Origin of the sequence: Limosilactobacillus urinaemulieris, assembly GCF_932750685.1 — a bacterium.
Classification (GTDB): domain Bacteria; phylum Bacillota; class Bacilli; order Lactobacillales; family Lactobacillaceae; genus Limosilactobacillus; species Limosilactobacillus urinaemulieris.
In genome coordinates, this window is record NZ_CAKOBX010000008.1 from 38,193 (window position 1) to 60,287 (window position 22,095).

Below are 22,095 nucleotides of genomic sequence, written 5' to 3' on the forward strand. Positions count from 1 at the left end.
AATTCAGTAGATCGTGGTAAAATATGACAGTCGATACTTTGCTACTACTGATTCGACGTGAGGAGTATTTTCAATGCGTTTTCAATTGAAGCACTGGCTATTAGTAATTATTGTATTATTATTATTTGTTCTTGGAATTAATTGGTGGCACCAAGCACATCATTTTAACAAGAACGTTACTATCAATGGGATTAATGTTGGTGGATTAACTACTAAGCAAGCCCTAAAAAAGGTTAAGTCAACGAAAAATCAAAATCAGGTTTATTTAAATGATGATTTAATTTACGATGGTTCTGATACTGACTCAGCGTTTACGTTAGCAGATGAAGGTAAGGTGAAAAAGGTATTTCGTGAGCAGTTTACACTCTTTCCTTCTCGAAAGGCTTATTCTTTAGAGATAAAACCTAGCAAGCGGGATCTCAGTCAGTATGATGCAAAAAAAGCAACCGTCCAGTCACTCCTTCAACGGGAAAATCGGGGACGACAAGCTCCGGTAGATTCTTATGCCGAACTTCGGAATGGAAAGGTAGTTATTCATAAAGGGCAGAAGGGAACCAAAATTGATGAGCAACGGATTCTGCACCAACTTAGTTCTCAGGCAACCAACAGTAAGATTTATCTTACTGCTAAGCAACAACAACCGCTGTCACCAGATAGCAAACCTGTGCAAAATGAAAAGAAGCAGTTGCAAAAGCTCACAGGGAAAAAGGTCAACTATAAAGTTGAAAAGCAGACTTATCATTTAACAACGGATAATGTGATTACAAGTGCTACCTACAAAAATGGTCAATATCACTTTAATACAGCTGTTATAGATAAGAAGATTAAACAGATTAATAAAAAACAAGCAACGCTGGGTAAAGCATTCAAATTCAAGACTCCTGATGGTAAGGAAATAACTACTACAAGGGATGGTAGTTATGGATGGAAGATAAGTGCTGAGCGTGCAGGGAAGTCTTTAGCTAACGCAATTGCGGAAGGTAAATCTTCTGTAAATGCTAAGGCAGATATTTATGGAATTGGTTATAATCGTCGCGGAACCGGTTATGGAGTAACGGAAAACGATGGAATCGGTAATACCTATGCTGTTATTTCAATTGCCGATCAGCATGCTTGGTTCTATAAAAACGGTAAGTGTGTAGACGATGTCGATGTTGTTACCGGGAAGATGAGCAATAAGGCCGACCAAACACCTAAGGGAGTCTGGTATATCATGTATAAGCAATCTCCTTCAGTTCTAAAGGGGACGAGCGATAATGGCTCTAAATATAGCAGTAAGGTTCAATACTGGGCTCAATTTACCGATAGTGGTTGTGGTTTCCATGATGCTTCATGGCGGCATAATTGGTCTAAGACTGCTTACTTAAATGATGGTTCAAATGGTTGTGCTAACATGCACCCAAGCGATGCTGGTGAGGCATATAATAGTCTTGAAGTTAATGAACCAGTAATTATTTACTAATAAGAATATAAAGGGTTAGTGATGTTCGATAAGGGAATATTACTAATCCTTTATTAGTTAATGGGAAGTCGTATATACTCAAATAATTTTTGAATTTAAAGGTGCAAAGTTAAATTTATTCCGTATTGATTATTTAGAGGACTAATACGGGAGTGAGATAGATGAATGATAAGGTGATTTTAGGAACAGTTGTAATGTTAGTTTCGCTTAATACAGCATTACCTGGTCTTGCTAGTCAACAGGATGACGCACGGAATGCTGCTGAAATTGCAGTAATTAACCAAGAAGCGGTGGATGCCCAAGTTCTACGAAGCCATGGTGATGCGTATACGCGTGAGTTCCTACTTCAATTCCATAATGCAACACAGAAATATTGTCAGGCATTTCAATTAGGAGTAGCAGATCAGGAAGAGGGAAGGACCCGTGCATTTAGTGATCATGTAGAACAAGCTGCTTACCAACGAGGAATTGCAAAGGCAAAAGCACGGGTTCAGGAAAAAACAGGAGTAAAAGAAAATACCCTCCCTGACCAACTAATTGATCAGAAAAAGTATTTACCAAAGCAGCCATTACCAAATCAAGCGCATTTTATTAATCAGATTGCTGATGATGCACAACAAATTGGTAAAGACTATGATCTATACCCATCCATTATCATTGCACAAGCTGCATTAGAGAGTAGTTGGGGAACGAGCGAGCTTAGTTTAGCACCGCACCATAATTTGTTTGGTGTGAAAGGGAAGTATAATGGGCGTGGCGTGTTAAAGCCAACAACAGAATTTATTGGCTCTCAATCAACACAGGTTCAGGACATTTTTCGTTCGTATATTAATAACAAGCAATCCTTACAAGACTATGCTAAGACGCTCCAGCAACCCTTATATAGAGAAGTACATCGTTCGGTTACACAAAGCTACCGTGAAGCAACCCATGCACTTGTTGGTCGTTATGCGACAGATCCTGATTATGATAAGAAATTAAATCAAATTATTGATAGTTATCGGCTGACAAAGTATGATGAACCGAAAAAAGACGGGAACGATCAAACACAAACTATGAATAGCAAGCAATTAAAAATGCCTCAAAAAACTCATTTAAATAATTCTCACCAACGGACAATTCCAAAACATAAAAAGTTTTCACCAGTTGTCTCGGTTATTGGTGGTGCCGCATCAGCTGGAGCACTTACTGGTCTAAAGAAGCTTCTTGTGAGTTAGAAAAAAGAGAGGAGCGAGAATTAGCTTATTTTCGTTACTTGGCTATCAACACAGGGCTTAATTAGTGGCTGGTCAAATGCTGATTCGGCAGCTACTACGCTGTTGCAGTATTGCCTTTAAAACAATGAAGAGGTCGGGTTATTTTCCGACCTCAATATTAGATGGGTTATCATAACGTATTATGGTACTTCTTTAAAAGGAAAACGAAAAAGATAATACAGATAATTGAGGAAACAGCTACGATTCCAAATCCGGCATTCCAGCTGGTTTTACCAACAACGGAACCAATTCCATATGAAGCAATGACTTCACCAAAAGCATAGCCGAAGAACCCAGACAAACCAATCCCTGAGGCGACTGATTCTACTGGCAGCGCGTCCATAATTACGATTCCAATTAAGACTTGCTGACCATAAATACAAATCCCTAAAATTCCTAAGATAATATCAACGATTACAATACTTTGAGATAGGGCATAGAAGGGAATTAAAATTAGAATAATGGTTGAAGTAACCAACATTATTGGAACACGACGACCATTTAAGACTTTGTCTGATAACAATCCTAGAAGAATTGTTCCAGGAATTGCGGCATATTCGAAAATGGTAAATGCTGAGTTAGTTGCAACTGAAGAGAACCCCTTAGAGGTTGAAAGATAAATAGGAATCCAATTTTCAATTCCGTAACGTAAGATGTACGAGAAAGCATTCATGATACAAAGCGCCCAAACAATCGGGTTCTTCATAATGTTGTCTCGGAAAGCACCCCATGAGGTTTTATGTTTAATATTCTTTTCTTTGTTTTTATTAACTTTTGGTAGACCGACTGATTCAGGTGTATCAACACCTAATGCCATAACAATTAATGCCATTACAATGGAAATTAATGAGGGAATTAAGAAAATGTTATGAATATTTGCTGCTCCAAAAGCGCCAACAGTTCCAGCAACAATTAATGAAGCAGTTCCCGAACCAATATTATGTGAAATGTTCCATGTACTTGTTGCTGTGCCGAGTTGGTGCTCATCAAACCATGTTGCTAATGATTTTTGACAGCAGGGAGCGCCGATTGATTCCCTGAGTTACACCGACGCCAATCATCAATAAAACCATTACCCATAAATTGCGTGTGTAGCCGAAAAAAGTATTAAAAATTGCAGATAAGATTAAGCCTACACCAACAAAATAACGGGGATTTAGGCGATCGGCAAGTAACCCCATAAAAAATTTACCAATTCCGTATGAAATTGCAAGAGCTGATAAAACAAGTCCAATATCGGCAGTCGTTAAACCAACGTCTTTTGTCAGATATGGTGATGAAAGAGTGAAGTTTGATTTGACGATGTAGTAGCTTGCATAAGCTAGAATAGTGCTAACTAAAATTCTGGTCCGGTACTTAATAAAAGCACTGTGTCTTTGCTCTTTCGGGATTAATTTGTCAGCTGGTGCACTTGGTAGTAACCAATTAACCATGGCTAACCCTTCTTTCAAATAAATTAACTCACTTATATTTAAATGGGTCAGCCTTAGAATAGAAAATAAAGAAAGCGCTGTCAATTTAGCTATTAAATTATATTAAAACATTCATAAGTTCTCTTCTGGTTTACTATTTGTGCAAACGATTGCCTAAAAATTTTAGTTAAATTTGCTGAATTGAATCTAAATCTGAATTAATTATACTGAAATTGTAATAATAAATTGAAAAGTGATGATCAGTATGGAACGACGAATTGCAATCATTGCAGATATCCATGGTAATTATACGGCTCTAAAAGCAGTCCAAAATGATATTAGCAAGCAGGATGTAAATGAATGCTGGTTTCTAGGAGATCTATTCATGCCAGGGCCAGGAGCAACATATATTTGGAGAATATTAAAATCATTAAATCCATCAATTTGTCTTCGGGGAAACTGGGATGATGATTTAGTGCAAGCTTATTATGGTCAGCATTCTTACGATGATGAGACTAAAATTATGATTTCACGAGTTGGCGAATATATTGGTAGTCAGGTTGGCTCTAGAATTATTAATCAAATCAAGAGATGGCCGATAACGGCTGATACGCAGGTTGGTGCATTGCATATTACTTTAAGTCACAATCTTCCTAAAAGTAATGCCGGACAAGGCCTGTTTCCAACTAACGATCAGCAACAAATGGATCAGATTATGCCTTTGCCTGGATATTATGATGTTGGAATTTATGCCCATGTACATCACCAATTATATCGATATACTAGTCAAGAACAGTTGATTCTCAATCCTGGTTCTGTTGGCGAACCTTATGATGGCTGGAATGTTCATCAGAATAATCTTCGTGCTCGGTATTTATTGCTTACAATTGACGATGAAGGGATCGCTGATCTTGATTACCGGAGAGTAGAGTGGGATCGTCAAGCTGAACGGGAACGTACTTTGAATGCAGATTTACCATACAAAGAAATGTATTTACGTCATTTAGAAAATGGTCGAAATTTTATTCATGACCAACCATTCTTAGCTCAAATTAATCATAAGCACGATTATTTACAGGATGTTATTCATTATTCTAGTAAACATTAAATAAAAAATAGCTTAGCCCAAGTTGATTCATTGAATAGATCAACGTTAGCTAAGCTACTACTAGTATTGATTGTTAAATTTTTTATTAGTTACGAATATCTTTTAATCGATCATCAATCAAACTAAGAACAGTTTTAACATTTTGTGGATCTTCTAGATCGTACTTTTCCAGATCGATTTTCATTTTTGGGCTGGCATCGTAATCATGATACCAATCCTTATAGGCATTCCACATTTTGTAATAATAATCTTTTAATTCGGGATTCTTATCGATTTGTTCATAGTCCCGACCGCGTTTCTTAATGCGATAAAGAATTGTTTCAAAATCTGTTTCAGAATAAACCATTAAGTCAGGCGCTTTTTTTGGTAACCGATTAAGATCAGCCATCATGTTATCTAATAGTTTAAGGTAGACCTCTAATTCTGTATCGCTAATGTTTCCTTCTGCATTATTCTCACGAGTAAATAATGCGTCTTCATAAATGGAACGATCTAAAACATTGTTATCATCGGATAATGCTTGTTTGATCATTGAAAATCGTTTGTTAAGAAAGTAGATTTGCAATAAGAATCCGTATTGTTTTGGATTTGCATAATAAAGTGGTAATACTGGATTTTCACCAACCGGCTCATAGTAAGCCTTTGTATTTAAATGTTCTGCAATCTTACCAGTTAAGGTAGTTTTGCCGACCCCAATCATTCCTGCAGTAATTATCACCATAATGGCCCCTCTTTACTATAATTTTAAACACAAGCACTATCTTACTACAAAATATTGTGGATTCCTATTTAATTTTTGATATATTTTGTATGAGGGAGATAGTCACTTATCGGTTTATACCTACTTAAGAATTGAATTTTCTTGATGATTCTTGGTAGACTATTTTTTGTAAATTTTTATTTGATTAATCAAACGACAATTAGGAGGCAAATATTTGAGAGAATCAAATAGGCAAGATATTAAAATTCAATTAACCATTGCTAAACAACAGGGAAAATTGATTGAAGTACATAATATTAAAGATGATGATTATTTTAATGTTGGCTTTGTAGTGGGCATTGATAATTATTTTTGCTTGATGATCAGTATTGATTGGGATGGAAAAATTAACGGCTTAATTGCAATTCGTCTTGATAGCATTATTACTGTCAATGATCAAACAGACTACCTAACAACTGTTTCCGAAAAAACTAAGGTAGCCCATGAATATCATTATTTCGACATTTGGCAGGTTCAACAGTTCCTTGATGAGCGTCCAGAAATAACAAGCGGAAACATTCTCATGAACGTATTAAAAGATTCTGCTGATAACCAATTACCTGTCGTTATTGGAACAAAACAATACCAAGGAATGGATGACTTTTCGGGAATGATCCACGATTTAAATGAGATTACGTTAAATCTTCACTATTTTAACGAGAAAGACCTGTCTTCAATGTGGAGTTATGATATTCTTATTTCACAGATCGATTATGTCCGTTCTCGTGGAACACAAATGGCAACAACCAAGCAAATCTTGGAAGATGTTTTTCACCAGGATTAAAGTGCTATGTAACTGAGAGGTAATTTTTGGACAAGACGATGGAGGATTAAAGAGTGAAAGCGGAATTAATTTTAAAAGTAGTATTACCCCCATTAATTATTTTTGCAATTTTAGTAGCATTAACGATTAGCAAAGTAATTTCTGGTTGGTCGATGTATATTTTATGGATTTTGGGATTTGTGGTTGCTAACTTAATGGTAACGAGGGTAACCGCAAAATGGAGTTACCAGCAACGAAAGCAAAAGCGCCTTCAAGAACAAAAGAAGGGGCAGCAAAAATGAGTAAATTTTTTTCTCTTATTAAACGTTGCTGTTTAATGGCAGCTCTTTTCTTATGTATTGAGTTACCACCGATTGCAATGCAAATTGCTAATCGAAGCAATAGGGTAACCGTTAAGACCATTGGGTTAGTTCTCCTTTTTCTTCTATTATTCGGTTTTATTATCATATGGTCTCGAAAAACGTACCACCGTTATAACCAGCTACCGATAAAAAAAAGAATTGATTGGAAATTAATCCTTGGTGGGTATCTTTTTATTTTAGTAGGGGAATTTATTCTTGGTGTGCTGAATGTTTTAATTTACCACCAGACAGAAACAGCGAATAATCAGAGCCTGATGACGATTTTGGGGCATAATCCATTAGTAACAGTTGTATTTGCAATTTCAGCGGTGATTTTGACTCCAATAGCGGAAGAGCTGATTTTTCGTGGAGTATTAATGAACCTTTTCTTTAAACCAAATACTTTCTGGCCAAAGGTAATCTTATCTGGGATCGTTTTTTCCGCTGGGCATATTAGCACGAATATTATTAGCTTTCTCTTGTATTGTATGCTGGGGATGACATTAGCGTATGTTTACCGAAAAAGTGAGGACATTCGTAACTCGATGCTACTGCACGGTTTAAACAATTTAATTGCGATGTTATTAATGCTATCACAAGTATTTAATTAATCCTTGAAAGCGGTTACTAAAGGTGGTATATTATTGGTGAGGAAGGATAAAGAGATAATGTTAAAAACATTACGTCTCCCGTTCCAATAGAGTCGAAGGAAGTTAAGGAGTAGACTAGAAGCAACGTAAGAGTAACCGGAAAGATCTTGATTTAAATTGTGGTTACCAGGGTGCACTATTTGAACGGTAACGAATAAAAGCGACTTTGCGGAAGATTAGAATCAAAAGTTTGTATTTAGTAATAAAGTTCCAGTGCAAAGTGGCAAGATTCCTTCCGTAGATATTATGAGGAAGCGGCTAACAGAAACTAATAGGTTGGACCCCCTCATAAATACAGACGAGGCTTTAACGTTTAGACTGACTGAACGTTAAAGCCTTTTTGTTAATTTGGTATAATAAATAAGGAGGTGAGTGAAATGTTTCTTTCAACAGAAGATTATCCACAAGCACATAAAGTTTTAGGCGTTGTTAATGCGACGGCTCATTTAATGCTGCCAAGCGATGCAATTGATTCATTTGAATCTATGGATCAGCTATTTAGCGAAGTTCAGCAAAAATTGCGTGAACGGGCAACCGAGAAGGAAGCTGATGGAATTGTTGGCGTTCGTTTTAATACTAATGTAGCTAACGTTCAGGTTGCCCCGAAGTTCTTGGTTTTAACTGGTTATGGGACAATGATCCAATTTATTAAAGATAAATAGGACTTGTAATTCAATAAAATTCCAGTATAATAAGATTGTTGTTATTTCATTAATGACGATGCCCCAGTGGCGGAATTGGCAGACGCGCAACGTTCAGGTCGTTGTATGGGTTTCCATGTACAGGTTCGAATCCTGTTTGGGGCATTTTATATAACTATTTGATATTAGTTTATTATTCCTTTTTTGACCTTTGATTGTACATTGTTAGTACATCAAGGGTTTTTTTAACGAAAGAGGTGTTACGAAGTGAAAGCCTTATCAGTTCGTTCTGACTATGCTGCTGCAATCATGAATGGGACAAAAACTGAAGAATATCGTTCATGGTCAACTAGGTATCGGGGAGACCTGTTGATATGCAATACTGCCAAAAAGATTCATGGCTTTGTACCTGGGTACGCCCTCTGCGTTGCTAAAATTGTTGGCATTGAGCAACGGCAAGGCCAGAATGGTTCTTATTATGCTTGGAAGATCGCTCCGTTTGTGAAAGATGGTTCGTATTGGATTAAGCCAATTAAAGTTAAGGGACAATTACGATTATTTAATGTTGATGATCACCTGATTGAACGAGCCCCATTTACAGATATTCATAGTAAGATGGCAATGGAATGGATCAACAAAGTAATTACACCACTTCGGTACTAAGGAGGAATTCGATTGCAGTTTGTTATTGCTAGTCACAATCAAGCTAAAATTAAAGAGCTTCAACAGATCTTTCGCATTTGTAATAATGAAATAATTCCATATACGGATTTACTTCCCAAGAAAAAATTCCCTCCAGAGGGGAACCGTTCATATGAAGAAAATGCTAGTGATAAAGCGATCTTTATTAGTAAACTACTTCCTGATAAATTAGTCATTGCAGATGATTCAGGGTTATTGCTTACAGCTAGGCCCGAAATCCTTGGGGTAAGGACAGCACGCGATCTTACAAACTATCCTATGCCCCATCAGTACGCACAGCACATTATTCGTCTTGTTCAAGGAAAAGACCGGACATTTATAATGCAGACCAGTATTGCTTGTGCTCACCAAGGAAAGATCATTAAAGTAGCTGATGGAATATTAAAGGGACGAATTGCAAGGACTGAACGTGGAATTAATGGCGAAGGATTTAGTCGAATTCTCATTCCATGTGGCTTAACTAAAACATTAGCTCAGATGACATTCGAGGAATGTTATCCTTATTTAACACGGGCACGAGCTGCTGAAAAACTAATTGGATTCTTAAAAGAAAATCACGATCAACGCCAAACAAAGGTTAATAATCATCCCCGCGAAAACTAATCTTGAATGACGAGGATTACCAAACGTTACAATTTTTTCACGGAAAGCATTCGCAGTAAGAATGAAGAGGATGATAGAAATGACTAACCAAATAAGATTGACGAGAAGGCTAGTCTTCCAGGTGAGAAATAGTTGAATTATCTGGCAGGTTAAGAGAATAAAGAAGAAACAACGGGTAATAATTAACCAATTACTAACGTGTTTTTCCATTTTAGCGTGAAGGCCAGCAGTAGAAGAAATGATTAAAATAACAATCGCAAATAAAATTAGAAGATTTAGCATCAGAAAGCTCCTTTCAGGATCTGATTTTATCACTGATAAGAATTTATGGGTCTTAGGAGGAACACTTTACTTGAAAAAATGTTAGAAAAAGTGTATTGTACATTATTGTGTTTACTAGAATAATGAAGAGGTGATAGCCTGTGGCTGATTTTGAAATTGGTGATCTTGTTAAGGCAAAGAAATTTGGCCCGATGGATCATGACTTTACCGGAATTGTTGAAAAAGTCTACAATAATTCTATTATGATTTCGATTCAAGACTTTGATCCTAGTGATAAGAATGGGGTTAATGAATTAAACAGTCGTGCTGTTATTCGGCAAAGTGAAGCCAAGATGATTAAGGCTGTTCCACGTACTGAAAAAGCTGACGATGAAGACGAAGATGGTGACGAGAAGTCCTCTAAGTCATCTGCTGATTCAAAGCCAACAAAAAAATCATCAAAAAAGGCTGACAAATAGTTGGATTAGCGATATACTTACTAAGTAATTGCTATTACTTAGTTTATGCGGGTATAGTTTAGTGGTAAAACTTAACCTTCCCAAGGTTGCGTCGCGAGTTCGATTCTCGTTACCCGCTTATAGAAAAAGCAAGGAAAACATTTTGTTTTCCTTGCTTTTTTCATTCCTCCTAAATTTCTTTCAGAACTGTGGAGAGTTGTTCTGCAGAGGTATGCATTTTAGCTAATTCAGTTGGTGATAACTGATATTCAATTACTTGACCGATTCCCTGGCGATTAATAATTGCAGGTGAACCAAGGTAAAGATCATTAATCCCGTATTGACCGGTAAGAGGGGCTGAGACGGGGATTACGGTATTTTGGTTTTCGATAATTGCACAGACAATTGATGATAAACACTTAGCAACACCGTAGAAGGTTGCTCCCTTATGCTGGATAATTTTTGCACCAGCTCGACGAACTTGTTCCTCAATTTCATTCTTTTCTTCCGGCGTGAATTGAATAATTTTATCTAATGGTTGTCCATTAATCATTGCCTCATCGAAAGTAACGAATGAAGAATCACCATGTTCGCCAAGGACTTGGGCATCGACTGCATTAACTGAAATATTTAATCGCTGACTAAGAATCAACCGTAACCGCATTGTATCAAGTGAAGTTCCCGTACCAATTACCCGCTCTTTTGGAAAACCAGAAATTCGCTGGGTTAAGGTGGTTAAAAGATCAACTGGATTACTAGAGATTACAAAAACTCCATTAAAGCCACTAGCAACGATCGGGTTAATAATCTCCTTGAGAATCTTAACGTTTTTATGAATAAGATCTAGACGACTCTCGCCAGGCTTTCGTGGTACACCAGCGGTAATAACCACGACATCGGCATCATGAGCATCTTCATAGTTGCCGGCAAAGACGTCTGTGGGTCCAGTTAACGGGGTAATATCAGCAAGGTCAAGGGCATCGCCAACTGCCTTATCATGTTGACGAGTTACGATAACTAGTTCATCAACTTCACGATTTGATTGGAGAAGGGAAAAGGCAAATGTAGAACCAACTGCACCATCCCCAACTAAGACTACTTTATGACGATAGTGATTAATCATTATAATTCCTTCTTCTTTAATTCACGTTCTGCTGCCCAATGGTTAATTGGGCCAAATTTATGACCAACCTCAAGTGGATGAGAAATAGCAGCATAAACCGCATCTTTAGCACGAATAACGGCATTCTTCACGTCCGTGCCCTTAGCTAATTCAGCAGCGATGATAGCCGAAAAAGTATCTCCAGTCCCGTTAACGTGGGTCGTATCGAAGAATGGCTTAGTTAGTTCAAACCGTGAGCCGTCTTCCAGCAGGACCACATCAACTACTTCCTTTTGAGTTGGATCATTATGTTCACCTTTAATTACAACGTTTTTGGCTCCCATTTCATGAAGCTTGACTGCTGCATCGAACATTTCCTGGGTATCTTTCAGCTGTAGTCCGGTTAATTTTTGTGCCTCGTAAAAGTTGGGTGTAATTACAGTTGCTAAGGGAACAATTCGTTCACGGAATAATTCGTATGCTGACTGTTCAAGAAGCATTGCCCCGTGTTTAGTAATAATTACTGGATCGACAACTAATGGGCCAAAATCAACCTTAGCATACTGATCAGCGACGACATTAATTACATCATCGTTAGCAAGCATTCCCGTTTTTGCAGCAGAAATCTTGAAATCAGTAGATAATGTTTTGAATTGCTGTTCAATATAATCTTTTGGCATTACTTGCGCCGCGTCAATTCCATAAGAATTACCTGAAACGGCAGCGGTAAGGAGTCCGTGGCCATAAACACCATCTACAAAAAATGCGTGGAGATCAGCTGGCATTCCTGCACTGCCGTCTGAGTCATGACCGGCAATTGTTACTGCTTGTACTTGTTGATTAATCATGTCTATCAGCAACCTTTCTTTAACGTGTTGGGAAAATTGTAACATAAAGGATTGATGATGATTCAATAAAAAGCCTATTAAAAACAAAATACTAAAGGGAAAGCGAGGGGAGATGATAAAGCAAATCTAAAAATCTTGTTTACAAATAAATGGAATATGATAAACTAGACGAGAAACCAATGATTGAGGAGTAGTAATAAGGTGCGGCTAATTAGCGATCCTGTGATGGTGGAAGTCAGGAAGCTTACCCTTATGAAGGCGTGTCTCATAGGTAAAGCTTAATAAATGAGTGGAATTCTAATTCAATTAGAGTGGTACCGCGGGTAAATCTCGTCTCTAGTAAATCCTTGTTGTTTACTAGAGACTTTTTGTATAGGAGGAATTAATTTATGGATGAAAAGTTACAAGTAGCGAATGCTCTAGCTGTTGCACTGCCAGATTTAGAGCTAAACGAAATTGAAGAAAAGATTGAACGGCCAAAAGATTCAAACAATGGTGATTACGCCTTTCCAACATTCTTCTTAGCTAAGAGCTTACATAAAGCTCCACAAATGATTGCTAGTGAATTAATTGAAAAGATTGACCAAACTGGTTTTGATAAGGTGGTTGTAGCTGGTCCATACATTAACTTTTTCCTTGATAAAGCCAATGTTGGTGCTGGCGTGTTAAAGACCATTTTAAATGATCCAGAGCACTATGGTGAAAGTGATCTTGGTCACAAAGCTAATGTAACAATCGATTATTCATCACCTAATATTGCTAAGCCAATGGGGATGGGTCACCTTCGTTCGACTATGATCGGTGAAGCAATTGCCCGGATTCTTGAAAAAGTTAACTACAACTTAATTCGGATTGACTACCTTGGTGATTGGGGAACTCAATTCGGTAAGATGATGGCTGCCTACAAAATGTGGGGCGATAGTCAAGAAGTTCAAGACGGCCTGAAGAGTGATCCGATTAATACGCTGCTTCAACTTTACGTTCGGATTAACACTGAAGCAGATGAACATCCAGAATATACTGATGCAGGTCGGGAATGGTTTGCTAAGCTAGAACACGGTGATGAAGAAGCTTGGCGTCTCTGGCACTGGTTCCGGGAAATCTCTTTGGAACGGTTCCAACGGGTTTACGACATGTTAGATGTCAAGTTTGACTCATTTAATGGTGAAGCATTCTCAGCACAAAAGATGGAAGAACCAATTCAACTCCTTCGTGATAAGGGATTGTTAAAGAAGAGCCGTGGTGCCGAGATTGTTGATCTTGAACAATTCAACTTGCCACCATTGCTGATTATTAAGAGTAACGGAACTACCACCTACATTACCCGTGATTTAGCCACTGCTTTATTCCGGAAGCGGATGTATGGTCATGCTAAGTCCCTTTACGTTGTCGGTGCTGAACAAGAAGTTTACTTTAAGCAATTGCGGATGGCATTAAAGGAACTTGGCTTTAACTGGTGGGATCAAATTGAACATATTTCCTTTGGTTTAATGAACTTAAATGGTCAAAAGATGTCAACGCGGAAGGGAAATGTTGTTTCTCTTGAAGATGTTCTTAACGATTCCGTTGATCTTGCCCGGAAGCAAATCGCAGAAAAGAACCCTGACCTAAAGAACGCTGACGAGGTTGCAAAGCAAGTTGGTATTGGGGCCGTAATTTTCCACGATTTGAAGAATTACCGGCGGAACGCAGTTAACTTTAAGCTTGAAGATGTTGTTAAGTTTGAAGGGGAAACTGGTCCTTACGTTCAATATGCACGGGCACGGGCTGAGAGTATTTTGCGGAAAGGCGGCATTCGTGACTTTAGCGATGTTGACTTAACTCAAGTTGGTGATGGTGCTTGGGAATTAATTAGCTTCTTAGGCCAATATGGTGAAGCTGTCAAGCGGGCTGCACTTAACTATGATCCATCGGTAGTTGCAAAGTATGCATTGGAACTTGCCAAGAAGTTTAACCAATACTATGCACATAACCGGATCCTAAATGATGATCCGCAACAACCAGCACGGTTAGCATTAACTCAAGCTGTTAGTCATGTTTTGAAGTCTGCATTGGCTCTTCTTGATGTTAAGGCTCCAGACGAAATGTAAGAGAAAAATTATTCTAAATAAAAGGAAATCGAGAATCCCTCGGCTTCCTTTTATTATTTTAAATTTTAGTTATGCTGACCGAAAATTGACTACGGAAAAATTCTCCTATGGTAAAATGATTGAGACTTAATGTTACTAAATATGGGGATTAATAAATGAGAAGAGAACCAGAAGAGAAGCCACCTTTTCGGGAACGGTTGCTCGCTTGGCTAAAGCAGCTTTGGCAACGGGTAAAAGAGGTTGTTAACGAACTTTGGCAACGGTTTATTCGTTGGTTAAAGCAGTTTTGGCATCGGTACCAACTAACACGGTGGCTAATTGTAATTTTTTTAGGAGTATTTTTGGCAACTAGTACTTACCTGACATTTGTTGCTAAGACAGCAGATGTTAAGAACTTAGAACATCGTTTACAGCGACCAACGATGATCTATGACCATGATAATCAGTCTGCTGGAAGTTTATATTCGCAGAAAGGGACGTATGTACCACTTAATAAGATTTCAGCAAATGTTCCAGCAGCGGTAATTTCTACTGAAGACCGGAACTTTTACCATGAACACGGTTTTTCGGTTAAGGGACTTGGGCGTGCCGGCTTTTTGTTGATTAAGAATAAGCTGCTACATCGTGATTACATTTCTGGTGGGGGAAGCACCTTGACTCAGCAGTTAGTTAAGAATGCCTTTCTAACCCAACAGCAAACATTTTCACGGAAAGCACGAGAAATTTTTATCGCGGTAGAAGTTGAAAATCAATACAGTAAAAAGCAAATTCTTACAATGTATCTTAATAACGCCTACTTTGGTAATGGGGTCTGGGGGGTTCAGGATGCCGCCAAAAGGTATTTTGATTGTAATGCAGATGAACTAACTGTCCCTCAGGCTGCAACGTTGGCAGGAATGTTAACATCACCAGGAATTTATGATCCAGTTACTTATCCGGATGCAACTAAGCAACGTCGTAACTTAGTCCTCCAGCTAATGGTTGAAAATCACCAATTAAGTCAAACAGCAGCTGACCAATATAAAAAGGTGCCGTTAGAAGTTACTAACGGGTATGTTGCACCGGATACCTATCGTTACCCATACTATTTCGATGCCGTGATTTCTGAGGCAATTAATAAATACCACCTTTCAGAAAAGGAAATCATGAATAATGGTTATAAGATTTATACGACCTTGGATCAGGATCAGCAACGCTCAATGCAACAAACTTACGAAGACGATGATAACTTCCCTAGCAATTCAGTTGATGGGACTAAGGTACAGTCGGCTTCAGTTGCGATGAATCCGAAAACGGGTGGGGTTACCGCAATTGTTGGTGGTCGAGGGAAACATGTTTTCCGAGGCTTCAATCGGGGAACACAGATGCGTCGGCAACCAGGTTCAACGATTAAGCCACTGGTTGTTTATGCTCCAGCCTTAGAACATGGTTATTTCTATGATTCCACGCTGCAGGATAAGAAACAAGCGTATGGGACCAATGACTATACACCAAAAAACTATGATGATACTTATGCCGGAAGTGTTCCGATGTATAAGGCAGTCTATGAAAGTCTGAATGCGCCAGCAGTATGGTTGTTAAACAAGATCGGGGTTAATACTGGATATAAGATGGCCCAGAAATTTGGCCTACCAGTGGAAAAAGGGGATAAGAACCTTGCCCTGGCTTTAGGGGGAATGACTAAGGGTGTTTCTCCTGAACAAATTGCTCGTGCTTATGCTACCTTTGCTAATGAGGGTAAGATGCCTGACACCCACTACATTACAAAGATCAAGGATGCTTCTGGAAAGACGATTGTTACCGCCAAGACGGCCAAACCAAAACGGGTTGTCACTGCTAATACTGCTAAGAACATGACAAGTATGTTAATCGGCGTCTTTGAACACGGGACTGGTCAATCCGCTCGGCCTGCTGGTTACACGTTAGCCGGGAAAACAGGAACAACGGAATCAGCAGTTAAAAGCGATAGTGCTGATGATCGTGATAAGTGGATTGTTGGTTATACTCCTGATGTGGTAGTTGCTACTTGGGAAGGTTATGATGATACTAATTCATCCCATGCCCTTCAAGATATCTCAATGAAAAATGTTAATAGCCTTTATAAAGCCGAGATGAGTGGGATTTTGAAGAATACGCCAAATACGAAATTTAATGTTCAGGATGCCCAAACCCGAGCAACCGCAAATAGCGAGAAGAGTAATAAGGGTTGGGGCTCACTGCTGAAAAATGGTGGTGACCTGATGAACCGGTTTAATCAATCAGTAAATGACTTTGGTAATCGTGCTGGGCAGCTGTGGAATAATGTTCGCTCTTTATTCTGAAAGAATGATGATTAGCTGATAGTATGATACAATCGAATTGTTGAATAAATGAAAAGAGGTTACAAAAATGGTTAATATTTATGACACCGCTAATGAACTTAGTAATCAATTAAAAGAAACCCAAGAATATCAAGGATTAAAGAAGGCTTTTGATAGTTTGAAGGCCCAAAAAGACACTTTTGAAACTTTTAAGAAGTTCCAACAAATGCAAGCAGATGCTCAACAAAAGCAAATGACTGGTCAAAAGCTTACTCAAGACGAAATTAATGCAATTCAAACCGTTGCTAAGGAAATGAGCTCCAAGCCTGAAGTTCAAACCTTAATGAACCAAGAACGTGCTGTTGATAATATGCTTCAACAACTCAACCGGACAATTACTAGTCCTATCCAAGATATTTACAAGGATGTTATGCCACAAGGTCCACAACCAACTGACAAGTAACTGTTAATTTAGTTATAAAGATGATAACGGGAAGCAGAATGATGACAGTCGTGTCTGAGTGCTCTTCCCGTTTTTCCATTCAAAGGGTGAAAAAATGAAGTTTATTCATACTGCAGATTTACATTTAGATAGCCCGTTTCGGGGACTGGATGAAATGCCAACCCAAATTTGGCAACGGGTTCACCAGTCAACATTTACGGCATTTGAACGAATTGTTGATGATGCAATTAATCAGCAAGTTGATTTTGTCTTGATTGTTGGCGATATTTATGATCGCGATCATCACAGCGCTGAAGCGGAAGATTTCTTTATCCGCCAGTGTCGACGGTTAGCAAAACAACAAATTCCTGTTTACCTGAGTTATGGTAATCATGATTATCAGCCAGTAACGGAACAATTAAATTCATTGCCGAACAATGTTTATGTATTTGGTAACCAGGTTGAAACAAAAACATTAACGCTTGCTGATGGCCAGATAGTAGCAATTACAGGATTTAGTTACGGTAAGCGTTGGTTAGTTGAAGATCAAACCAGTAAATTTCCGGGAAAAGGGACTGCTGATTGGCAGATTGGGATGCTTCATGGCGCCATCTCACAAAATAATCCCGATCAGGATCACTACGCTCCCTTCACACTTTCTGAACTGTTACAGAAGAAATATGATTATTGGGCATTAGGACATATTCATAAGCACCAGGTTCTGAACGAGGAACCACTGGTTATTTATCCAGGGAATCCGCAGGGACGTCATAAAAACGAGGATGGTCACCATGGCTATTATCTTGTTCAAAGTGATGCTGATAAGTTAACGGCAGAGTTTAAGTCGGTTGCGCCAATTGAATGGTGTGAGATTGATGCTCAATTAAACCACGATCAAACAGCTGATTCATTAATTGAAATGCTTCTTCATAAGGAAAAGACAGAAGATCGTTTTAAGATGATTGCGTTTAATATCCATTTAACAGGTCAAGTTAATGATTTAACTAAAAAATTGCTAGCTAATGGGACAATTTTGGCTCGGCTTCAGGAAAGATTGAGTGAAAAGGGCGATTACCAGTGGTGGCCATATCAACTTAATCTCTTAAAAGATACTGCCTTACCGAAAATGACCGATTTAGACCAGGAATATTGGGACCAATCTGCTAAGGATGTCTTTAGTCAAGCCGCCGTTATTGATCTGGCTGATAAGTTGGCGAAGTATGGCTTTATTGCAGATCAACTTGCAGATCCTTCCCTAGTTAAACAATTACGTTACGAAGCAAGTCAAAAATTAGGTGAGGGGGATCACGATGAAAATTAAACAGGTCCACATTGATGGCTTCGGAAAATGGCATGATCAGGATTTTAGCTTTTCTAACAATCCGGTGCTAATTTATGGAGCCAACGAAGCTGGGAAGACCACTTTAGCTTCGTTTATCCTGAGTATCCTTTTTGGATTTGCGGATGGTCGAGGGAAAAATAAATACCAACAATATATCCCTAAAGATGGTTCGCGTTATGGTGGCTCTTTAACAGTAATTGCTGATCAACACCAGTATGTTATCAAACGTGTCAAGGGGAAAAATGGTGGGAAAGTCACAATTACCAATGAAAAGGGGAAAAAGGAAAAACAGGATTTCCTTGCTAAATTGCTCGGCCCCTTAGATCGTGAACTTTATCAAACCATCTACAGCTTTAACCAAAATAATATTCTAAATGATGAATTGGACCGGGAACAATTAGAGCAGCATTTACAGCGATTAGGAGCAGTTGGCAGTCAGGAATGGCTCCAGCAAATTGCTCACCTAGAAAAAGCAGCAGATTCCCTGTATAAACCCCGCGGACGAAAGTTAAGTCTAAATCGTCATTTGAAAGAATATGATGAACTTCGTGAACGGGTTAACCAAGCTCAATCAAAGAGTAGTGAGTACCACCGTTTAGTTGAAGAACAAGTTGAAAAACAATCTGAATTAGAACAACTAAAGCAGGAACAGCCAAAGCTCAAACATCAGGTCGAAAAAGAAGAACGACTGCAACGACTATGGCCAATTTACGAACAGTGGCAAAATCACCAGAAAGAATCCCCTACAGAGCGGTTAACGGACGATGAAATTATTAAGATTCAAGAACTGCAAAGTAGGGAGCGGGAACTTAACGCTCAATATAAGTCACTTAATCAACAGCGGCTTGAACAGCAAGCAGTTATCAAAAAAATGGGTGATCCTGAAGTAAAGGATTATCGATCACATAAAGCACATTATCTGCAATTAAAAGATCAGTTGTTGACCTTGCAAATTCAAAAAAATAGTCAAGCAGTTGATCAGCAGGAACAATGGCATACCGAACTTAAGCAGCTAGCGGAACGTTATGGAAGTGTTAAGTTACCAGAGCCACTTTCTGAACGAGCGGTGAGTGAACTGGAAGGGCTGCTTAGGACCAACTCTCACATTAGCAATAGCCAAAATCTATTTATTCCTGGAATTGGAATTGTCCTTTTTGTATTGGGATTGATTCTTCGCCAGCCCCTAGTTTGGATTTGCGGAATTATTGCTCTTGGCGGTGCAGGAGCATTATGGTTTAAGCAGCAACAACGTAAAAAAAAGTTAACGGCAGAACGAAACGCTATGCTTCAGTCATTTGGAGAGAAACATAATTTAGCGGCATTTCCAACAAGTAAATGGTTAATGATGCAGGGGGACCTTCATCGTTACCATGATTTAAAAGCTCAATTAGAGCAAGCAGATAAGCGTAAAACTAGTTTTGAACACCAGCTAGAATTAATTAAGCAACAACTACCAGTTAGGTTAGCGGCTAATTCTCTCAATGAATTAATTAATAGTTATCAGCGATGGCTTGTTGAGATGCAGGATCAGGAACAACAATTAAGTAGTGTGGAACAGGAACTAACCCGAATCCAAAGCCAAATTGACCAATTAACGCAACAATTGACTAAGTGTCGGCAAGCTAAGGAGACTGAATATAAGTCGCTTGGAATTAAAACTGATAATGAATTTAAACAACTTCAGGCACAAAAAGTAGCTGACCAAACTAGGAAGGTCACGGCTTCAGCTTATGGTCAGCAGCTAACAACTGGTGATCGCCAACAATTAGCCCGCTATGATAGCAAGGATTTGCTTGATAATAAGGTTTCTCTTGCTCATCAGAAATTAGCAGCTAATGAACAAAAACAAACGGAGCTTGAAACTGCATTAGCCCAAATCAATGTTAAAATTAATACCTTAGTTCAGGATGGCTCATTTAGTAAATTAAACCAGCAATTAACAAATCTGCAGACGGTAATTTGGGATGAAGCTAAACAATGGTTAAGTGACCAGCTTGCTATTCGGTGGATTAATGGGGCACTGAAACTAGCATCTCAAGATCGGTACCCGAAGATTCTTCAGCAAGCAGAAAGTTTTTTTGCAATTTTAACCGCTGATCGTTACCAGAAAATTATCGTCGATGATAGTGGAATTAGTGTATTAAACGATAACCAGCAAATCTTTCAGGTTGCTGAACTATCGCTTGGAACAGCAGAACAATTATTTATTTCTCTCCGTTTGGGATTCATTACGGTAATTAATGACCAGATTAAATTACCGGTTATGGTGGATGATGGTTTTGTTAATTTTGATAATGTTCGTCGGGGACGGATGTTAAAATTATTGAACCAGATGGCTGAGGAAAACCAAGTAATTTACTTTACCGCTAATGATCAGATTAAGGAGCTGGGGGCACCCGTTGTCGATCTCGATCAGCTGAATAAGAATAAAGTTTGAAAATCGTTTAAACATTCTGGATCAAGTCGTGGTATCACTTTTTGAGTGTGGTATATTAGATTGGTAAGTTTTGTGAAAATCAAATTTAATTGAGGAAGTGTTTTTTTGAAATCTAAGAAGTTAATCGCTATGATTGCCTGTGCAACGCTAGTCCTGCCATTAGCTGCTTGTGGGAGTAAGGCCGTTGCAACTACTAGTGGGGGAAAGATTACTCAGGAAGAGTACTATAACGAAATGAAAACCACCACTAACGGGAAGCAAGTTCTTCAACAAATGATCTTGGATAAGGTCTTGGAGAAGGAGTACGGGAAGCAGGTTTCTGATAAGCAAGTTAATGCCCAATACAACACGTACAAGAATCAATATGGTTCACAATTTAGTGCGGTGTTACAACAGCAAGGGTTGACTGAGAAAAAGTTAAAGCAACAAATTCGTTCTAATCTCTGCTTGGAAGCTGCTGTGCGGAGCTATACCCATATTACTAATGCACAAATTGATAAGCAGTGGAAGAAGTACGAGCCAAAGGTCCAAACTGCTGAAATCCTTGTGGGAAGTAAGGACGATGCTCAAAGTATCATTGATCAGTTGAATAATTCAGATCATCCTTACAAGACCTTTAAGAAGTTAGTTAAGTCTAAGTCAACTGATGCCTCAACCAAAAATGCTGGTGGTAAGGTAGCAGCATTCGATAATACTTCAACTTCAGTTGACTCAGCATACAAGAAGGCTGCATTTAAGTTGAAGACTGGTGAATATACTACTGAGCCGGTTAAAACAGATGACGGCTATGTTGTGATCTACATGATTGAACACCCGGCAAAGGGGAAGAAGAGTCAACACATTAATGACTTGAAGACACAAATCGTTCAAGAAAAGATGAATGATTCTAAGTTCTTACATAAGGTTGTTTCAAACGTCCTTAAGAAGGGAAACGTTTCAATTAAAGATAACGATCTAAAGAATATTATGGATGATTACTTAAATAGTAATGCAAGCACCACTAAATCAAATAGTGGCTCATCCCTCGCTAATAACTAAAATTGTTCTGGCTAAAATAAAAGGAAGTCCTTGGTATCCGGTAAATCCGAATACGATG

22 protein-coding genes and 2 tRNA genes are annotated in these 22,095 nt (G+C 38.5%); 18 read left to right on the forward strand and 6 right to left on the reverse strand.

The window, feature by feature from the left end; translation table 11 throughout:
- Nucleotides 1–73 precede the first annotated feature (73 nt).
- Complete coding sequence (locus MR181_RS06525; RefSeq protein ID WP_242336290.1) at nucleotides 74–1,462, forward strand: L,D-transpeptidase family protein; 1,389 nt, start codon at nucleotides 74–76, stop codon at nucleotides 1,460–1,462.
- 161 nt (nucleotides 1,463–1,623) lie between these two features.
- Nucleotides 1,624–2,679 (forward strand): glycoside hydrolase family 73 protein, encoded by a 1,056-nt coding sequence (locus tag MR181_RS06530; protein WP_242336293.1) that lies wholly within the window; start codon nucleotides 1,624–1,626, stop codon nucleotides 2,677–2,679.
- 169 nt (nucleotides 2,680–2,848) lie between these two features.
- Here MR181_RS06530 and MR181_RS06535 read toward each other — a convergent pair whose 3' ends face one another.
- Both MR181_RS06535 and MR181_RS06540 read right to left on the reverse strand, forming a co-directional pair.
- Nucleotides 2,849–3,748 (reverse strand): MFS transporter, encoded by a 900-nt coding sequence (locus MR181_RS06535; RefSeq protein ID WP_242336440.1) that lies wholly within the window; start codon nucleotides 3,746–3,748, stop codon nucleotides 2,849–2,851.
- Nucleotides 3,705–4,151, reverse strand: coding sequence for an MFS transporter (locus tag MR181_RS06540; protein WP_242336296.1), 447 nt, complete (start codon nucleotides 4,149–4,151; stop codon nucleotides 3,705–3,707). Before MR181_RS06540 ends, MR181_RS06535 begins: the two co-directional genes overlap by 44 nt.
- Nucleotides 4,152–4,395: 244 nt before the next feature.
- On the opposite strand from MR181_RS06540, the gene MR181_RS06545 reads away from it, so the two are divergent.
- Nucleotides 4,396–5,238: a metallophosphoesterase family protein gene (locus MR181_RS06545; RefSeq protein WP_242336299.1), complete on the forward strand. Its 843-nt coding sequence runs from the start codon at nucleotides 4,396–4,398 to the stop codon at nucleotides 5,236–5,238.
- An 85-nt stretch (nucleotides 5,239–5,323) separates the two neighbouring features.
- Here MR181_RS06545 and MR181_RS06550 read toward each other — a convergent pair whose 3' ends face one another.
- Nucleotides 5,324–5,959 carry a deoxynucleoside kinase gene (locus MR181_RS06550; protein ID WP_191911356.1) on the reverse strand — a complete coding sequence of 212 codons (636 nt, stop codon included), beginning with the start codon at nucleotides 5,957–5,959 and terminating at the stop codon, nucleotides 5,324–5,326.
- Nucleotides 5,960–6,173: 214 nt separating this feature from the next.
- Here MR181_RS06550 and MR181_RS06555 point away from each other — a divergent pair, with 214 nt between their 5' ends.
- The 7 genes from MR181_RS06555 (at nucleotide 6,174) to MR181_RS06585 (ending at nucleotide 9,719) form a co-directional block, all read left to right on the forward strand.
- On the forward strand, nucleotides 6,174–6,782 hold the full coding sequence (locus MR181_RS06555) for a hypothetical protein (protein WP_242336303.1): 609 nt from the start codon (nucleotides 6,174–6,176) through the stop codon (nucleotides 6,780–6,782).
- A gap of 53 nt (nucleotides 6,783–6,835) precedes the next feature.
- Nucleotides 6,836–7,063 carry a hypothetical protein gene (locus MR181_RS06560; protein ID WP_191911354.1) on the forward strand — a complete coding sequence of 76 codons (228 nt, stop codon included), beginning with the start codon at nucleotides 6,836–6,838 and terminating at the stop codon, nucleotides 7,061–7,063.
- A complete protein-coding gene (locus tag MR181_RS06565; RefSeq protein ID WP_242336306.1) occupies nucleotides 7,060–7,734 on the forward strand; it encodes a CPBP family intramembrane glutamic endopeptidase in 675 nt (224 codons plus the stop codon). The genes MR181_RS06560 and MR181_RS06565 overlap by 4 nt, the downstream gene beginning before the upstream one ends.
- Nucleotides 7,735–8,150: 416 nt before the next feature.
- Nucleotides 8,151–8,435: a YbjQ family protein gene (locus tag MR181_RS06570; RefSeq protein ID WP_242336309.1), complete on the forward strand. Its 285-nt coding sequence runs from the start codon at nucleotides 8,151–8,153 to the stop codon at nucleotides 8,433–8,435.
- Between the two features lie 60 nt (nucleotides 8,436–8,495).
- Nucleotides 8,496–8,579: transfer RNA gene (locus MR181_RS06575), tRNA-Leu, on the forward strand.
- A gap of 102 nt (nucleotides 8,580–8,681) precedes the next feature.
- Complete coding sequence (locus MR181_RS06580) at nucleotides 8,682–9,077, forward strand: ASCH domain-containing protein (protein ID WP_242336312.1); 396 nt, start codon at nucleotides 8,682–8,684, stop codon at nucleotides 9,075–9,077.
- A gap of 12 nt (nucleotides 9,078–9,089) precedes the next feature.
- Nucleotides 9,090–9,719, forward strand: a complete 630-nt coding sequence (locus MR181_RS06585) for a non-canonical purine NTP pyrophosphatase (protein WP_242336315.1) — start codon at nucleotides 9,090–9,092, stop codon at nucleotides 9,717–9,719.
- Here the strand turns inward: MR181_RS06585 and MR181_RS06590 are convergent.
- On the reverse strand, nucleotides 9,660–10,001 hold the full coding sequence (locus MR181_RS06590; RefSeq protein ID WP_191910825.1) for a hypothetical protein: 342 nt from the start codon (nucleotides 9,999–10,001) through the stop codon (nucleotides 9,660–9,662). The two genes, MR181_RS06585 and MR181_RS06590, sit on opposite strands and share 60 nt — an antisense overlap.
- Nucleotides 10,002–10,141: 140 nt before the next feature.
- Between MR181_RS06590 and MR181_RS06595 the strand changes: the two genes are divergently transcribed.
- Both MR181_RS06595 and MR181_RS06600 read left to right on the forward strand, forming a co-directional pair.
- Complete coding sequence (locus tag MR181_RS06595) at nucleotides 10,142–10,459, forward strand: hypothetical protein (RefSeq protein WP_242336318.1); 318 nt, start codon at nucleotides 10,142–10,144, stop codon at nucleotides 10,457–10,459.
- 47 nt (nucleotides 10,460–10,506) lie between these two features.
- A tRNA-Gly gene (locus tag MR181_RS06600) sits at nucleotides 10,507–10,577 on the forward strand.
- A 51-nt stretch (nucleotides 10,578–10,628) separates the two neighbouring features.
- Here MR181_RS06600 and MR181_RS06605 read toward each other — a convergent pair.
- Together MR181_RS06605 and thiD are read right to left on the reverse strand one after the other, a co-directional pair.
- A complete protein-coding gene (locus MR181_RS06605; protein ID WP_242336321.1) occupies nucleotides 10,629–11,561 on the reverse strand; it encodes an L-lactate dehydrogenase in 933 nt (310 codons plus the stop codon).
- Nucleotides 11,561–12,388, reverse strand: coding sequence for a bifunctional hydroxymethylpyrimidine kinase/phosphomethylpyrimidine kinase (gene thiD / locus MR181_RS06610; protein WP_240410975.1), 828 nt, complete (start codon nucleotides 12,386–12,388; stop codon nucleotides 11,561–11,563). The genes MR181_RS06605 and thiD overlap by 1 nt, the downstream gene beginning before the upstream one ends.
- A gap of 389 nt (nucleotides 12,389–12,777) precedes the next feature.
- Here thiD and argS point away from each other — a divergent pair, with 389 nt between their 5' ends.
- From argS to MR181_RS06640, 6 genes are all read left to right on the forward strand, one after another.
- The gene (argS, locus tag MR181_RS06615) at nucleotides 12,778–14,478 is read left to right on the forward strand and encodes an arginine--tRNA ligase (RefSeq protein WP_102169128.1); all 1,701 of its coding nucleotides are present in this window, start codon (nucleotides 12,778–12,780) and stop codon (nucleotides 14,476–14,478) included.
- 155 nt (nucleotides 14,479–14,633) lie between these two features.
- Nucleotides 14,634–16,799, forward strand: a complete 2,166-nt coding sequence (locus MR181_RS06620) for a PBP1A family penicillin-binding protein (protein WP_242336324.1) — start codon at nucleotides 14,634–14,636, stop codon at nucleotides 16,797–16,799.
- Nucleotides 16,800–16,866: 67 nt separating this feature from the next.
- Nucleotides 16,867–17,241 carry a YlbF family regulator gene (locus tag MR181_RS06625; RefSeq protein WP_102169130.1) on the forward strand — a complete coding sequence of 125 codons (375 nt, stop codon included), beginning with the start codon at nucleotides 16,867–16,869 and terminating at the stop codon, nucleotides 17,239–17,241.
- A gap of 94 nt (nucleotides 17,242–17,335) precedes the next feature.
- Entirely contained in the window at nucleotides 17,336–18,541 is a 1,206-nt protein-coding gene (locus tag MR181_RS06630; protein WP_242336327.1) for a metallophosphoesterase family protein, read from the forward strand.
- Entirely contained in the window at nucleotides 18,531–20,999 is a 2,469-nt protein-coding gene (locus MR181_RS06635; RefSeq protein WP_242336330.1) for an ATP-binding protein, read from the forward strand. The genes MR181_RS06630 and MR181_RS06635 overlap by 11 nt, the downstream gene beginning before the upstream one ends.
- 105 nt (nucleotides 21,000–21,104) lie before the next feature.
- Nucleotides 21,105–22,037 carry a peptidylprolyl isomerase gene (locus tag MR181_RS06640; protein ID WP_191910817.1) on the forward strand — a complete coding sequence of 311 codons (933 nt, stop codon included), beginning with the start codon at nucleotides 21,105–21,107 and terminating at the stop codon, nucleotides 22,035–22,037.
- Nucleotides 22,038–22,095: the final 58 nt, after the last annotated feature.

Excerpts from the sequence above, each read along its gene's own strand:
- MR181_RS06540 (WP_242336296.1), bottom strand. The coding sequence starts at position 4,151 with ATGGTTAATTGGTTACTACCAAGTGCACCAGCTGACAAATTAATCCCG.
- MR181_RS06530 (WP_242336293.1), top strand. The coding sequence starts at position 1,624 with ATGAATGATAAGGTGATTTTAGGAACAGTTGTAATGTTAGTTTCGCTT.
- MR181_RS06625 (WP_102169130.1), top strand. The coding sequence starts at position 16,867 with ATGGTTAATATTTATGACACCGCTAATGAACTTAGTAATCAATTAAAA.
- MR181_RS06565 (WP_242336306.1), top strand. The coding sequence starts at position 7,060 with ATGAGTAAATTTTTTTCTCTTATTAAACGTTGCTGTTTAATGGCAGCT.
- MR181_RS06550 (WP_191911356.1), bottom strand. The coding sequence starts at position 5,959 with ATGGTGATAATTACTGCAGGAATGATTGGGGTCGGCAAAACTACCTTA.
- MR181_RS06635 (WP_242336330.1), top strand. The coding sequence starts at position 18,531 with ATGAAAATTAAACAGGTCCACATTGATGGCTTCGGAAAATGGCATGAT.
- MR181_RS06630 (WP_242336327.1), top strand. The coding sequence starts at position 17,336 with ATGAAGTTTATTCATACTGCAGATTTACATTTAGATAGCCCGTTTCGG.
- MR181_RS06525 (WP_242336290.1), top strand. The coding sequence starts at position 74 with ATGCGTTTTCAATTGAAGCACTGGCTATTAGTAATTATTGTATTATTA.
- MR181_RS06590 (WP_191910825.1), bottom strand. The coding sequence starts at position 10,001 with ATGCTAAATCTTCTAATTTTATTTGCGATTGTTATTTTAATCATTTCT.
- MR181_RS06620 (WP_242336324.1), top strand. The coding sequence starts at position 14,634 with ATGAGAAGAGAACCAGAAGAGAAGCCACCTTTTCGGGAACGGTTGCTC.
- MR181_RS06605 (WP_242336321.1), bottom strand. The coding sequence starts at position 11,561 with ATGATTAATCACTATCGTCATAAAGTAGTCTTAGTTGGGGATGGTGCA.
- MR181_RS06570 (WP_242336309.1), top strand. The coding sequence starts at position 8,151 with ATGTTTCTTTCAACAGAAGATTATCCACAAGCACATAAAGTTTTAGGC.
- thiD (WP_240410975.1), bottom strand. The coding sequence starts at position 12,388 with ATGATTAATCAACAAGTACAAGCAGTAACAATTGCCGGTCATGACTCA.
- MR181_RS06545 (WP_242336299.1), top strand. The coding sequence starts at position 4,396 with ATGGAACGACGAATTGCAATCATTGCAGATATCCATGGTAATTATACG.
- argS (WP_102169128.1), top strand. The coding sequence starts at position 12,778 with ATGGATGAAAAGTTACAAGTAGCGAATGCTCTAGCTGTTGCACTGCCA.